Source organism: Nocardioides sp. YIM 152588 (genome assembly GCF_040191335.1).
Taxonomy (GTDB): Bacteria; Actinomycetota; Actinomycetes; order Propionibacteriales; family Nocardioidaceae; genus Nocardioides.
In genome coordinates this window covers 1-12261 of the sequence record NZ_JBEGDJ010000081.1, presented here as the reverse complement: position 1 = coordinate 12261, position 12261 = coordinate 1, and the positions used below count along the sequence as shown (strand labels likewise).

13 protein-coding genes are annotated in these 12261 nt (G+C 71.7%); 8 read left to right on the top strand and 5 right to left on the bottom strand.

The features are described from left to right. Together ABLM29_RS21365 and ABLM29_RS21360 are read right to left on the bottom strand one after the other, a co-directional pair. Positions 1 to 1334: acyltransferase family protein (locus ABLM29_RS21365; protein ID WP_349716619.1), on the bottom strand; the 1334-nt coding region annotated here is incomplete at its 3' end. A 105-nt stretch (positions 1335 to 1439) separates the two neighbouring features. After that, the gene (locus tag ABLM29_RS21360; RefSeq protein ID WP_349716618.1) at positions 1440 to 1904 is read right to left on the bottom strand and encodes an Lrp/AsnC family transcriptional regulator; all 465 of its coding nucleotides are present in this window, start codon (positions 1902 to 1904) and stop codon (positions 1440 to 1442) included. A 164-nt stretch (positions 1905 to 2068) separates the two neighbouring features. On the opposite strand from ABLM29_RS21360, the gene ABLM29_RS21355 reads away from it, so the two are divergent. From ABLM29_RS21355 to ABLM29_RS21340, 4 genes are read left to right on the top strand one after another with little or no spacing between them, the layout of a single operon-like run. Continuing rightward, positions 2069 to 3232 carry a polyamine ABC transporter substrate-binding protein gene (locus tag ABLM29_RS21355; RefSeq protein WP_349716617.1) on the top strand — a complete coding sequence of 388 codons (1164 nt, stop codon included), beginning with the start codon at positions 2069 to 2071 and terminating at the stop codon, positions 3230 to 3232. After that, entirely contained in the window at positions 3216 to 4361 is a 1146-nt protein-coding gene (locus tag ABLM29_RS21350; protein WP_349716616.1) for an ABC transporter ATP-binding protein, read from the top strand. Before ABLM29_RS21355 ends, ABLM29_RS21350 begins: the two co-directional genes overlap by 17 nt. Beyond that, complete coding sequence (locus ABLM29_RS21345; RefSeq protein ID WP_349716615.1) at positions 4361 to 5206, top strand: ABC transporter permease; 846 nt, start codon at positions 4361 to 4363, stop codon at positions 5204 to 5206. Before ABLM29_RS21350 ends, ABLM29_RS21345 begins: the two co-directional genes overlap by 1 nt. Then, entirely contained in the window at positions 5203 to 6018 is an 816-nt protein-coding gene (locus ABLM29_RS21340) for an ABC transporter permease (protein WP_349716614.1), read from the top strand. The genes ABLM29_RS21345 and ABLM29_RS21340 overlap by 4 nt, the downstream gene beginning before the upstream one ends. Positions 6019 to 6091: 73 nt before the next feature. Here the strand turns inward: ABLM29_RS21340 and ABLM29_RS21335 are convergent, their stop codons facing one another. Beyond that, positions 6092 to 6937 carry a LysR family transcriptional regulator gene (locus ABLM29_RS21335; RefSeq protein ID WP_349716613.1) on the bottom strand — a complete coding sequence of 282 codons (846 nt, stop codon included), beginning with the start codon at positions 6935 to 6937 and terminating at the stop codon, positions 6092 to 6094. A gap of 134 nt (positions 6938 to 7071) precedes the next feature. Here ABLM29_RS21335 and ABLM29_RS21330 point away from each other — a divergent pair, with 134 nt between their 5' ends. The 4 genes from ABLM29_RS21330 (at position 7072) to ABLM29_RS21315 (ending at position 11460) form a co-directional block, all read left to right on the top strand. Continuing rightward, entirely contained in the window at positions 7072 to 7821 is a 750-nt protein-coding gene (locus ABLM29_RS21330) for an SDR family oxidoreductase (protein WP_349716612.1), read from the top strand. Positions 7822 to 8015: 194 nt separating this feature from the next. Beyond that, positions 8016 to 9248, top strand: a complete 1233-nt coding sequence (locus ABLM29_RS21325; RefSeq protein ID WP_349716611.1) for a saccharopine dehydrogenase family protein — start codon at positions 8016 to 8018, stop codon at positions 9246 to 9248. 3 nt (positions 9249 to 9251) lie between these two features. Beyond that, complete coding sequence (locus ABLM29_RS21320; protein WP_349716610.1) at positions 9252 to 10628, top strand: NAD(P)/FAD-dependent oxidoreductase; 1377 nt, start codon at positions 9252 to 9254, stop codon at positions 10626 to 10628. An 85-nt stretch (positions 10629 to 10713) separates the two neighbouring features. Continuing rightward, a complete protein-coding gene (locus tag ABLM29_RS21315) occupies positions 10714 to 11460 on the top strand; it encodes a DUF6923 family protein (protein WP_349716609.1) in 747 nt (248 codons plus the stop codon). Positions 11461 to 11475: 15 nt separating this feature from the next. Here ABLM29_RS21315 and ABLM29_RS21310 read toward each other — a convergent pair whose 3' ends face one another. Continuing rightward, entirely contained in the window at positions 11476 to 12111 is a 636-nt protein-coding gene (locus ABLM29_RS21310; protein WP_349716608.1) for a maleylpyruvate isomerase family mycothiol-dependent enzyme, read from the bottom strand. Then, positions 12111 to 12194 carry an SHOCT domain-containing protein gene (locus tag ABLM29_RS21305; RefSeq protein ID WP_349716621.1) on the bottom strand — a complete coding sequence of 28 codons (84 nt, stop codon included), beginning with the start codon at positions 12192 to 12194 and terminating at the stop codon, positions 12111 to 12113. The genes ABLM29_RS21310 and ABLM29_RS21305 overlap by 1 nt, the downstream gene beginning before the upstream one ends. Between the last annotated feature and the right edge of the window lie 67 nt (positions 12195 to 12261).

Here is a 12261-nt window from a genome sequence, read left to right as displayed (position 1 = left end):
GACGGCGCGGCGCCCGCCAGGCCCGAGACCGCGTGGCAGGCGACCAGCGCGAGCGTCCCGGCCGCGGCGAGCGTCAGCACGCCCACCGGGACCACCGGCAGCCGCACCGACCGGCGCCCCCACGCCCGCGGCAGCCGGCGGCGCCGTACGACGCGGAGCGCGCCGAGCAGGCCGTGCCGGCGGATCGGCTCCTCGACGCCGCGCCAGGACGCCTCGGCCAGCGCGACGGTGAGCACCAGGACCGCCACCGACGTGCCGGGCCGCAGGGCGGCGGCGCCCGCCGGGGCCAGCCAGCAGAGGACGGGGACGTGCCACAGGTAGATCCCGTAGGAGCGCTCGCCGAGCCAGCGCAGCGGGAGCGGCCGGAGCAGGACGCCCAGGGCGGACCGGGGCGCGGCGACGGCGGCGACGAGGACCGCGGTGAGTGCCCCGAGGAGCGCGAGGCGCCAGGTGTAGAGCGAGGGCGCGTACTGGTCGGTGCCAGCGACGAGCCAGGCGATCCCGACCAGCGCCGCCAGCCCGGCCACGTCGAGCAGGGCGCGGAGCGCCCCGACCCCGACCGATCCGCGCACGGAGAGGCGACGCGCCAGCGGCGGCCAGGCGACCGCGAGGGCGGCCCCGAAGAGGATGCCGCCGGCCCGGGTGTCGGTCCCCTCGTAGGCGCGGGTGTTGTCGAGGCCCGGGTGGGCGAGGAGCGCGAGCAGGATGAAGGAGACGGCGGTGAGCAGCAGCGTGCCGACCACGACCTCCGCGCGGGTCCACCGGAACGCCACGACGAGCAGCAGCAGGAGCAGCGGCCAGAGCAGGTAGAACTGCTCCTCCACCGAGAGCGACCAGAGGTGGTCGAACGGCCCGGGCGGCGCGAACCGGTCGGCGTAGGTCCCGCCGCTGCCGATGGTGTGCCAGTTCGCCACGTAGAGCAGCGCGGCGCGCGCCTCCGCCCACCGCTCCCCCACGGTCCCGGGCCGGACCAGCGCGGTGGCGGCCAGCACCACGCCGACCATCACCAGGAGTGCAGGCAGCAGCCGCCGGGCGCGGTGGACCCAGAACCGCCGCAGCTCCAGGGTCCCGGTGCGGCGATAGCTGCTCAGCAGGATGCGGGTGATCAGGAAGCCGCTGAGGGTGAAGAAGACACCCACGCCGAGCAGGCCGCCGTCGAACCCCGACCAGCCGAGGTGGAACCCGACGACCGCGAGCACCGCCAGCGCGCGGATCCCGTCCAGCCCGGGCACGTGGGGCAGGTCGCCGGGATGGCGCTGCCCGCGCGCGACCGGCGCGGCGGGGCGGGTGCCGCCGACGGTGCGGTGCTCGGGGAGGTCGGTCGGGAGCAGCACGGCACCTCCGGGCGGACTCGGCTGCCCTCAGGGTGGCGCCGCTGCGCCCGGCGGCCCCGCCGACACGCGCGGGGACCGCACCAGATCACCCAAATGGAGTACGGCTCAGCGCACGCCCCAGGCGTAGGTCTGCTTGCGGAGCTTGAGGTAGACCATGGTCTCGGTCGAGATCACGCCGGGGATGGCACGGATGCCCTGGGAGATGATCTGGAGCAGGTGGTCGTCGCTCTCGGCCACCACCTCGGCCAGCAGGTCGTAGGAGCCGGCGGTGACCACCACGTAGTCGACCTCGGGGATCTCGGCGAGCGCGTCCGCGATCGGCTCGAGCTCCCCGGTCGCCCGGACGCCGATCATGGCCTGGCGGGCGAACCCCATCTCGATGGGGTCGGTGACGGCGACCACCTGGATCACGCCGCTCTCGACGAGGCGCTGCACGCGTTGGCGCACGGCCGCCTCGGAGAGCCCGACGGCCTTGCCGACCGCCGCGTAGGAGCGGCGGCCGTCCTCCTGCAGCTCGGCGATGATGGCCTTCGAGTAGTCGTCCAACAGGGCGGGCTTGGATCTGGTCACCCCACGATCCTCACAGCAAACCAGGGGCCCGCGCTACACAAACGTACGGATTTCGTTGCGTTTGTGCTAACTCAGTGCGGAATTCCTTGTCAGACCGCCATGCTCATGCCACGATGCGCTGCACCTGGACGCATTTGGGACATGAAACATGGAGGTGGCGATCGGTGACAGGCCGACTGAGCCGCAGGGCGGCGCTACGCGGAGGAGCGGGAGCGCTGCTCGGCCTGGGGAGCCTCGCGGTGCTCCCCGCGTTCGGGACACCCGACCGCAAGCAGGACCCCGCGACGTGCTTCGCGGACGACCTGTCCGAGGAGCAGCGCAAGCTGGTGATCTCGAACTGGCCGGCGTACATCGACGAGGACGGCAAGAAGTACGTCTCGACGCTGACCCAGTTCGAGCGCGACTTCGGGATCACGGTCGACTACACCGCCGACGTCAACGACAACCTCGAGTTCTTCGCCAAGGTCGTCAACCAGCTCGGCGCGTGCCAGCCCTCCAAGCGCGACATGTTCATGCTGACCGACTGGATGGCGGCCCGGATGATCCAGGTCGGCTGGCTCCAGCCGCTGGACAAGTCGCGGGTGCCGAACCTCGACGCCAACCTGATCGACTCGCTCAAGGGCGTCGGCTGGGACCCCGAGCGCAACTACTCCGCGCCGTGGCAGAGCGGCCTGAGCGGCATCGCCTACAACAAGGAGAAGGTCAAGGAGGTGCGCAGCTTCGAGGAGCTGCTCTCCCGCCCCGACCTCAAGGGCCGGATCTCGCTGCTCACCGAGATGCGCGACACCATGGGCCTGACCCTGCTCTCGCAGGGCGCGGACCCCGCCAACTTCACCGACGCCGAGTGGGACAACGCCATCGAGCGCCTCCGCAAGGCGCGCGGCGACGGCCAGATCCGCGCCTTCACCGGCAACGAGTACATCCAGGACCTGGCCGCGGGCAACATCGTCGCCTGCGAGGCGTGGTCCGGCGACGTCGCCGCGGCCGAGGACCCCAACCTGGTCTTCGTCACGCCCGAGGAGGGCCAGATGATCTGGTCCGACAACATGCTGATCCCGAACCTCGCCACGCACCAGGCGAACGCCGAGGACTGGATCAACTACTACTACGAGCCGGAAGTGGCGGCGAAGCTCGCCGCCTACGTCTGGTACATCTGCCCGGTCAAGGGCGCCCAGGAGGCGATGGAGAAGGTCGATCCCTCCCTCGTCGACAACCCGCTGATCTTCCCCACGGAAGAGTCGCTGGCCACCACCCACACGTTCATGGCCCTCGAGGAGTTCCAGATCCGTGCCTACGAAGGAGATTTCGCCGATGTCACTGGCGGCTGACAGCCCCAACGGAAGCGCACGGGACCTCCGGCTCACCGCGCTCACCAAGGAGTTCGCGTCCTTCACGGCCGTGCGCTCGCTCGACCTGCACATCCCCGCCGGGTCGTTCTTCGCCCTGCTCGGCCCGTCCGGCTGCGGCAAGACGACGACCCTGCGCATGGTCGCCGGCCTGGAGACGCCCACCTCGGGCGCGATCCACCTGGGCGAGGACGAGATCACCTGGCAGAAGCCGTACCGGCGCCCGGTCAACACCGTCTTCCAGTCCTACGCGCTCTTCCCGCACCTCGACATCCACGAGAACGTCGCCTTCGGCATGCGCCGCCGCAAGGTCAAGGGCGTCGACCGGCAGGTCGAGGAGATGCTGGAGCTGGTCGAGCTGGAGGCGCAGGCCCGCAAGAAGCCGACCCAGCTCTCCGGCGGACAGCAGCAGCGCGTCGCGCTCGCCCGGGCCCTGATCAACCGCCCCGAGGTGCTCCTGCTCGACGAGCCGCTCGGCGCGCTCGACCTCAAGCTGCGCCGGTCGATGCAGATCGAGCTCAAGCGCATCCAGACCGAGGTCGGCCTCACCTTCGTGCACGTCACGCACGACCAGGAGGAGGCGATGACGATGGCCGACACGATCGCGGTGATGAACGCCGGCGTCATCGAGCAGATGGGCTCGCCCGCGGAGCTCTACGAGAACCCGCAGACCACCTTCGTGGCCAACTTCCTGGGCCAGTCCAACCTGATCCCGGGCACCGTGACCAGCGCCGAGGGCGACGTGGTCAAGGTCGACATGCACGGCACCCAGGTCTCCATCCCGGCCGACCGCGCCCACACCACCGGCGGCGCCGGCTGGGTCGGCATCCGCCCCGAGAAGGTGCTGGTCGCGCCCGAGGGCGACCACATCGACGCGCCGGGCAACCACATGACCGGCGGCGTGATCACCGACGTCAGCTTCGTCGGCGTGAGCACGCAGTACCTGGTCCGGATGCCGTGGGGCCAGGAGCTGATGGCGTTCGAGCAGAACACCGGCCGCCGCGCGGTGATGCCCGCCGGCACCCGGGTCGACGTCTCGTGGCGCCCCGAGTTCGCGTTCCTCCTGCCGGCCGACCAGGACGTCAACGCCGGCGTGCTCGAGGAGGCCTGATGCGCGGGCGGTTCACCGGCTACTGGCTGATGCTGCCAGCGGCCCTGTGGCTCGGCCTGTTCTTCGTCATCCCGTTCTACTCGCTGCTGGCCACCAGCCTCTACGACCCCGAGGGGTCGGTGCTGACCGGGTACGAGGTCACCTACCACATCCAGAACTTCGGCCACGCCCTGCAGGAGTACTGGCAGCCGCTGGTGCGCTCGCTCTGGTACGCCGGCCTGGCGACCGCGATCTGCCTGGTGCTGGGCTACGTGCTGGCCTACGCGATCGCCTTCAAGGCGGGGCGCTTCCGGCACATCATGCTGATCCTGGTCATCGCGCCGTTCTTCACCAGCTTCCTGGTGCGCACGCTGTCCTGGAAGCTGATCCTGGCCGACGACGGGTTCGTGGTGAACACGCTGCAGTTCCTGCACCTGCTCGGTGAGGACGGCCGCCTGCTGGCCACGCCCGTCGCGGTGATCGCGGGCCTGGTCTACAACTTCCTGCCGTTCATGGTGCTGCCGCTCTACGCCAGCCTGGAGAAGATGGACCACCGCCTGATCGAGGCCGCCAGCGACCTGTACGCCTCGCCGGCGCGCGGGTTCGCCAAGGTCACGCTGCCGCTGTCGATGCCGGGCGTGGTGGCGGGCACGCTGCTCACCTTCATCCCGGCGGCCGGCGACTACATCAACGCCGAGCTGCTCGGCAGCCCGAACCAGCGCATGGTCGGCAACGTGATCCAGAACCTGTTCACGACCACCGGCGACTACGCGACGGCCGGCGCGCTGTCGGTCATCCTCATGGCCATCATCGTCGCGATGGTCATGGTGTACATCCGCAAGGCCGGGACGGAGGAGCTGGTGTGAACGCCCTGCAGCGAACCGGACGATGGATCGGCGAGCACCTGGTGCTCGCGGCGGGCCTCATCGTCCTGGGCTACATCCTGGTGCCCATCGCCGTCGTGATGCTGATGAGCTTCAACGACGCCAGCAAGTCCCGCAACCTGTACGCGTTCCAGGGCTTCACCTGGGACAACTGGCTCGACCCGTGCAAGCCGAACGGCATGTGCGCGTCGGTGCTGCGCAGCATCGAGATCGGGCTGCTCGCCACGCTGGTCGCCACGATCATCGGCACCCTCGCGGCCTTCGCCCTGGTCCGGCACAAGTTCCGGGGCCGCGGCGCGATCAACTCGGTGATCTTCCTGCCGATGGCCTCCCCCGAGATCGTGATGGGCTCCTCGCTGCTGGCGCTCTTCATCTCCGCCGGTCTCGGCGGCCGGCTCGGCTTCTGGACGATCTTCGTCGCCCACGTGACGTTCTGCCTGTCGTTCGTGATCGTCGCGGTCAAGGCACGCCTGGGCGGCCTGGACTCGAACCTCGAACAGGCGGCGATGGACCTCTACGCGAACGAGACGACGACGTTCTGGCGGGTCACGTTCCCGCTGGTCTTCCCCGGCATCGCGGCCGCCGCGCTGCTCAGCTTCTCGCTCTCGTTCGACGACTTCATCATCACCAACCTGAACGCCGGCCAGACGGTCACGTTCCCGATGTACGTGTGGGGAGCGGCGCAGCGAGGGATCCCGATGCAGGTCAACGTGGTCGGCACCGTGATGTTCCTGGCCGCGCTCGCCCTCGTGGTCGGCAACCAGCTCGCCTCCCGGAAGAGGAAGGCGGCCTAGTCGGACCGCACGACCCACCCGCAGCGGGGCCGGCAGGGAGACCTGCCGGCCCCGCTGTCGTTCCGGCCTCGCGTCAGAGCCGTGACGCCGTGCGCACCAGCCCGGCCACGCCGACCGACGTGCTGTGCGGCGGCCACGCGATGACGGTGGTCACCGCGGGCGCGTCGACGACCGGTACGACGGCCAGGCCGTCGCGAAGGTTGGCCCGGGCCGAGTCGGGCAGCACGATCGAGGTGCGACCGAGGCGGACCAGCTGGAGCACCTGGGTCACGTCGTGCAGCTCCGGGCCGGGGCCCTCGGGGTAGCTTCCGTCGATCCGCGGCCAGCGCGGGATCGGCAGCCCCGGCAGCGACGTGGCCTCCGCGAGGCTCACCGAGGCCCTGGCGCTCATCGGGTGACCGGCGGGCAGCACCAGCACCTGGTCCTCGACCACCAGCGTCTCGGTGTCGAAGCCGCTGAGGTCGTCGAAGGGGCGGTGCAGCAGCGCGACGTCCGCGCGACCGTCGCGCAGCATCTCCGCCTGGTGGCCGGGTGGGCTCAGCACGACATCCACCTCCACTGCGTCGTCCTCGACGGTGTAGGCGGCGAGGAGCTTGGCCAGCAGCTCACTCGAGGCGCCGGCCTTGGCGGTGAGCACCACCGGCGGCCGCCCGGCAGCAGCGACCACGCGCCGGGTCCGCCGCTCCGCCGCCTCGATCGCGGCCAACGCCACCCGCCCCTCGCGCAGCAGCGTCTCGCCCGCGCTGGTGAGCGTCACGCCCCGAGGCGTCCGGACGAACAGCTCCGCGCCGAGCCGGCGCTCCAGCTGTGCGATGGCGCGCGAGAGCGGCGGCTGGGCCATGCCGAGGCGCTCCGCCGCACGACCGACGTGGGACTCCTCGGCCACGGCGACGAAATAGCGCAGCTCGCGTGCCTCCACGGCGTCGAGGCTACGCCCCCGACAGCAACACCGCCGCCGGCCGCGGGCCCCACCTGGCGTCATACCCCCTGGGTATCGACGGCGACCCGATCGGTCTTGGTGTCGAGCCGCGGCGCGAGGACACGATGATGGGCATGACGGAGAACCAGGCACAGGGAACGGCACAGGCAACCAGGACGGCGCTGGTCACCGGCGCCAACAAGGGCATCGGCTACGAGATCGCGGCCGGGCTCGGGCGGCTCGGGTTCCGGGTCGGCGTCGGCGCCCGGGACACCGCGCGCCGCGAGGAGGCGGTGTCCAAGCTGCGCGCCGAGGGGCTCGACGTGCTCGGCGTACCGCTCGACGTCACCGATGACGCCAGCGTCGCCGCGGCGGCTGAGCAGCTCGACGAGCTCGGTGGCCTGGACGTGCTCGTCAACAACGCCGGCATCACCGGCGGCATGCCGCAGGACCCGAGCAGCGTCGGCCTCGAGGTGCTGCGGACGGTCGTCGACACCAACGTCTTCGGCGTGGTCCGGGTGACCAACGCGATGCTGCCGATGCTGCGCCGGGCACCGTCGCCGCGGATCGTCAACGTCTCGAGCACCGTCGGCTCGCTGGCGCTGCAGACCGCCCAGGCCGAGACGGTCGGCCCGATCTCGGCCGCCTACTCCCCCAGCAAGTCCTACCTCAACGCGATCACGGTCCAGTACGCCAAGGAGCTGGCCGACACCGACATCCTGGTCAACGCCGGCTGCCCGGGCTACGTGGCGACCGACCTCAACGGCCACCAGGGGTTCCGCACGCCCGAACAGGGCGCCGCGATCTTCCTGACGCTGGCGACCCTGCCGGACGGCGGACCGACCGGCACCTTCCGCGACGACGCGGGCATCCAGCCCTGGTAGCACCGGGTCGGCGCACCGCCACGGTCGGCGGGCCCGCCCCTCGCCGACCCGGAGCGAGCAAATCCGTCGTTTCAATCGCGTGGACAACGGATTTCGTTGCGGAATGCCTATACTGGCGACGAAATACTGACTAGGGTCGCCTCATGGCCACGCTGGGCACTCCTTCGACAATGACTGAACAGGAATCACGCCGCATGAGGATCCTCCTGGTCGGCGCCGGCGGCGTCGGCTCGGCGTTCGCCGCGATCGCGGCGCGACGCGACTTCTTCGAGACGATCGTGGTCGCCGACTACGACCTGGCCCGCGCCGAGCGTGCCGCCGCCACCGACGAGCGGTACGCCGCCGCGCGGATCGACGCCTCCTCGGCCGAGGCCGTCGCGGCCCTGTGCCGCGAGCACCGCATCACCCACGTGATGAACGCGGTCGACCCGGTGTTCAACATGTCCATCTTCGACGGCGCGTACGCGGCCGGCGCGGACTACCTGGACATGGCGATGTCCCTGTCGCGGCCGCACCCGGAGACGCCGTACGAGACGACCGGGGTGAAGCTCGGCGACGAGCAGTTCGCGGTCGCCGGGGACTGGGAGGAGCGCGGCCGGCTCGCGCTGGTCGGCATCGGCGTCGAGCCGGGCCTCTCCGACGTGTTCGCCCGCTACGCGGCGGACCACCTGTTCTCCGAGATCGACGAGCTCGGCACCCGCGACGGCGCCAACCTCGTGGTCACCGACGAGGACGGCAACGAGATCTTCGCGCCGTCGTTCTCGATGTGGACCACGATCGAGGAGTGCCTCAACCCGCCGGTGATCTGGGAGAAGGAGCGCGGCTGGTTCACCACCGCACCGTTCTCCGAGCCGGAGGTCTTCGACTTCCCCGAGGGCATCGGGCCGGTGGAGTGCGTCAACGTGGAGCACGAGGAGGTGCTCCTCATGCCGCGGTGGGTCGACTGCAAGCGGGCGACCTTCAAGTATGGCCTCGGCGAGGAGTTCATCACCATCCTCAAGGTGCTCAACACGCTCGGCCTGGACCGCACCGAGAAGGTGCGGGTCAAGGGCGTCGAGGTGAGCCCGCGCGACGTCGTCGCCGCGGTGCTGCCGGACCCCGCCGGCGTGGGGCCGCGGATGACCGGCAAGACCTGCGCCGGGCTCTGGGTGACCGGGACCGGCAAGGACGGCCAGCCGCGCTCGACGTACCTCTACCACGTGGTCGACAACGAGTGGACGATGCGCGAGTACGGCCACCAGTGCGTCGTGTGGCAGACCGCGATCAACCCGGTCGTGGCGCTCGAGCTGCTCGCCACCGGCGTCTGGAAGGGCACCGGCGTGCTCGGGCCCGAGGCGTTCGACGCGGTGCCGTTCCTCGACCTGCTGACCGCATACGGCTCGCCGTGGGGGATCCGCGAGATGGACCCCGCCGCGAGCGGCGCCTGAACCATGACGATCCCGACCAGCGAGGCGCACGCCCTCGCGGACGCCGCCGCGCCCAGCGTGCTGTGGCTCGACACCCCCGACCGGCCCGCCGCCCGGCCGCCGGTCGGCGACGCGACGGCCGACCTCGTCGTCATCGGCGGCGGTTTCACCGGCCTGTGGGCCGCGCTGCGGGCCAAGGAGCGCGACCCGCACCGGTCGGTGCTGCTCGTCGAGGCCGACCGCCTCGCCGAGCACGCCACCGGCCGCAACGGCGGCTTCTGCGAGGCCAGCCTCACCCACGGCGAGGCCAACGGCCGCGACCGCTGGCCCGACGAGTACGACGCCCTGGACCGCCTCGGCCTGGAGAACCTGGACCGGATCGAGGAGGCCGTCGCCCGCTACGGCATCGACTGCGGGTTCGAGCGCACCGGCCAGCTGACGGTGGCCACCCGGCCGCACGAGGTGGCCGACCTGGAGCCGGAGGCCGACGGCTTCCTCGACGCGGCCGCCGTGCGCGGCCTCGTCGACTCCCCGACCTACCTGGCCGGGCGGCTGGACGCCGAGGGCTGCGCGATGGTCGACCCCGCCCGGCTCGCCTGGGGGCTAGCGGACGCGGCGGAGTCGCTCGGCGTCACGATCGCCGAGCACACCGCGGTGACCGGCCTGCGGCGTACCGACCTCGGCGTGGAGGTGGGCACCGCCCAGGGCACGATCCGCGCCGGGCAGGTGGTCGTCGCGACCAACGCGTTCACCGACCTGCTGCCCCGGGTGGCCCGCCGGGTGGTCCCCGTCTACGACCACGTGCTGGCCACCGAGCCGCTCTCGGCCGAGCAGCTGGCCTCGCTGGGCTGGGAGCACCGCGCCGGTGTCGCCGACGCGGGCAACCTGTTCCACTACTACCGGCTCACCGCGGACGACCGGATCCTGTGGGGCGGCTACGACGCGGTCTACCACTTCGGCCGATCCATCGACGCCGAGCACGAGCAGCGCCCGGCCACCCACCGGCTGCTCGCCGAGCACTTCTTCGAGACGTTCCCGCAGTTGGCGGGTCTGGCGTTCACCCACCGCTGGGGCGGGGTGATCGACACCTGCTCCCGGTTCTGCGCCTTCTTCGGGCTGGCCCACGGCGACCGGGTCGCCTACGCGGCCGGGTTCACCGGCCTCGGCGTCGGGGCGTCCCGGTTCGCCGCCGACGTGATGCTAGACCTGCTGAGCGGACAGGAGACCGAGCGCACCCGCCTGGCGATGGTGCGCGAGCGACCGATCCCGTTCCCGCCCGAGCCGCTGGCGTGGACCGGGATCCAGCTGACCCGGTGGGCCGCGGCCCGCGCCGACGTCACCGGGAAGCGGAACCTGTGGCTGCGGACCCTGGACCGGCTGGGGCTCGGCTTCGACTCCTGACGCTCTTTCCCCCAAACGGGTGTCGCCCCGCGCCGTGATCCTGCCGAGGCTGGGATGACGACGCCCACACGCGGAGGGGAAGCGCATGAGGACGACGACCCGGGCACGCATCGCCTCGATCGCGGTGGCGGTGGTGGCAGCCGGCGCACTGTCCGGTGCGCCGCCCGCCGGCGGCGCACCGGACCGCGTGGAGCCGCGGGCGAAGCCACCCAAGAACGTGCTGGCGCTCACCTTCGAGCCCGACAGCGTGCTGTACCGGGTCCGCACCCGCACCGGGAAGAGCACCGAGATCGGCGCGACCGGCGCCCAGCTGACCGACGTCGCCCGACGGGGGAAGAAGCTGTACGCGATCGGGTTCGGCACCCTGTACGAGCTCGACACCGAGACCGGCGAGTCGACGCGGGTGGGGTCGCTCGGCGTGAGCGACGCCAACGCCCTCACGATGCGGCCGAAGAACCGGAGGCTCTATGGCGCCTCGATCGGCGGGTGGCTGTTCAGGATCGACCACGAGACCGGGGCCACCACGGTCATCGGGGAGTTCGGTCGCAGCCTGGGGTCGTCGGGTGACCTGGCGTTCCGGAAGGGCCGGCTGTACGCGACCGTGTCCCGCAACGGCCGCGCCAAGACGCTGCTCGCCAAGGTCAACGTGCGCACGGGGAAGGCGAAGGTGGTCGGCAAGACCGGCTTCAAGAACGTGTACGGGCTCGTCGCGGCCAAGGGCCGGCTCTTCGGCGGCGCCTACAACGGGAAGCTGATCGCGATCTCGGCGAAGACCGGGAAGGGGCGCAGGATCTCCTCCACCGACCTCGAGATCGGCGGCATGACCAAGTGATCGCGGTCGCGGGGCTCAGATCACCCGGAAGCCGGCGGGCAGCGGCTCCCGACCGGTGAGCGCCAGCAGCGCCGCGACCCCGCGGTCGTCGGTGGAGAGCACGGCGGCGACCAGCGCGAGGCAGTCCGGCACCGCCCGCGCCAGCGGCGGCGGGGGCTCCTGTCCGGTGGCCCGGGCCAGGTCGAGGCCGTGCACGGTCAGTTCGAAGGCGCGGGTCGGAAGGTAGTCGACCAGCGCCATCGGACCCAGCGGCGTGGTGAGCACCGCCGCGTCGGGCGTGCGCTCGACGGCGGCGAGGCCGCGCTCGGCGATCCCCCGCGCGGCCGCGACCGGCTCGTCGCCCAGCGCGGCGCCCGCGTCCCGTCCGCGCTGCGCGACCTGAGCGGGGTCGGCCCTGCCCTGCGCGGCGAGGACGAAGTAGTCCAGCGTGCCCAGCAGCGCGTCCGGCGGGGCGTCGCCGTCCCCGGTGGCACCGAGGTACGCCTCGATCGTGCTGAAGGCGCGGCAGGTGTGGCCGAGGAGCGAGCGCACGTCCCACTCCCCCAGGCCCACCGCTGCCAGGCGGTCGCCGTCGATGCCCGGGAGCAGCGCGAGGAAGCCCCCGGCCGCCGCGGCGAACCACGCGCGAGCCGCCTCCGGCGTACCCGGCATCAGCCGAGCAGCTTCGCCTTCTGGGCCGCGAACTCCGCGTCGGTCAGGATGCCCTGCTCGCGCAGCGCGCCCAGCTTCTGCAGCTGCTCGATGACGTCGACCTCGGTGGCCGGCGCCGCCGCCGGGGCGGCCGGCGCGGCCGGCGCCGGC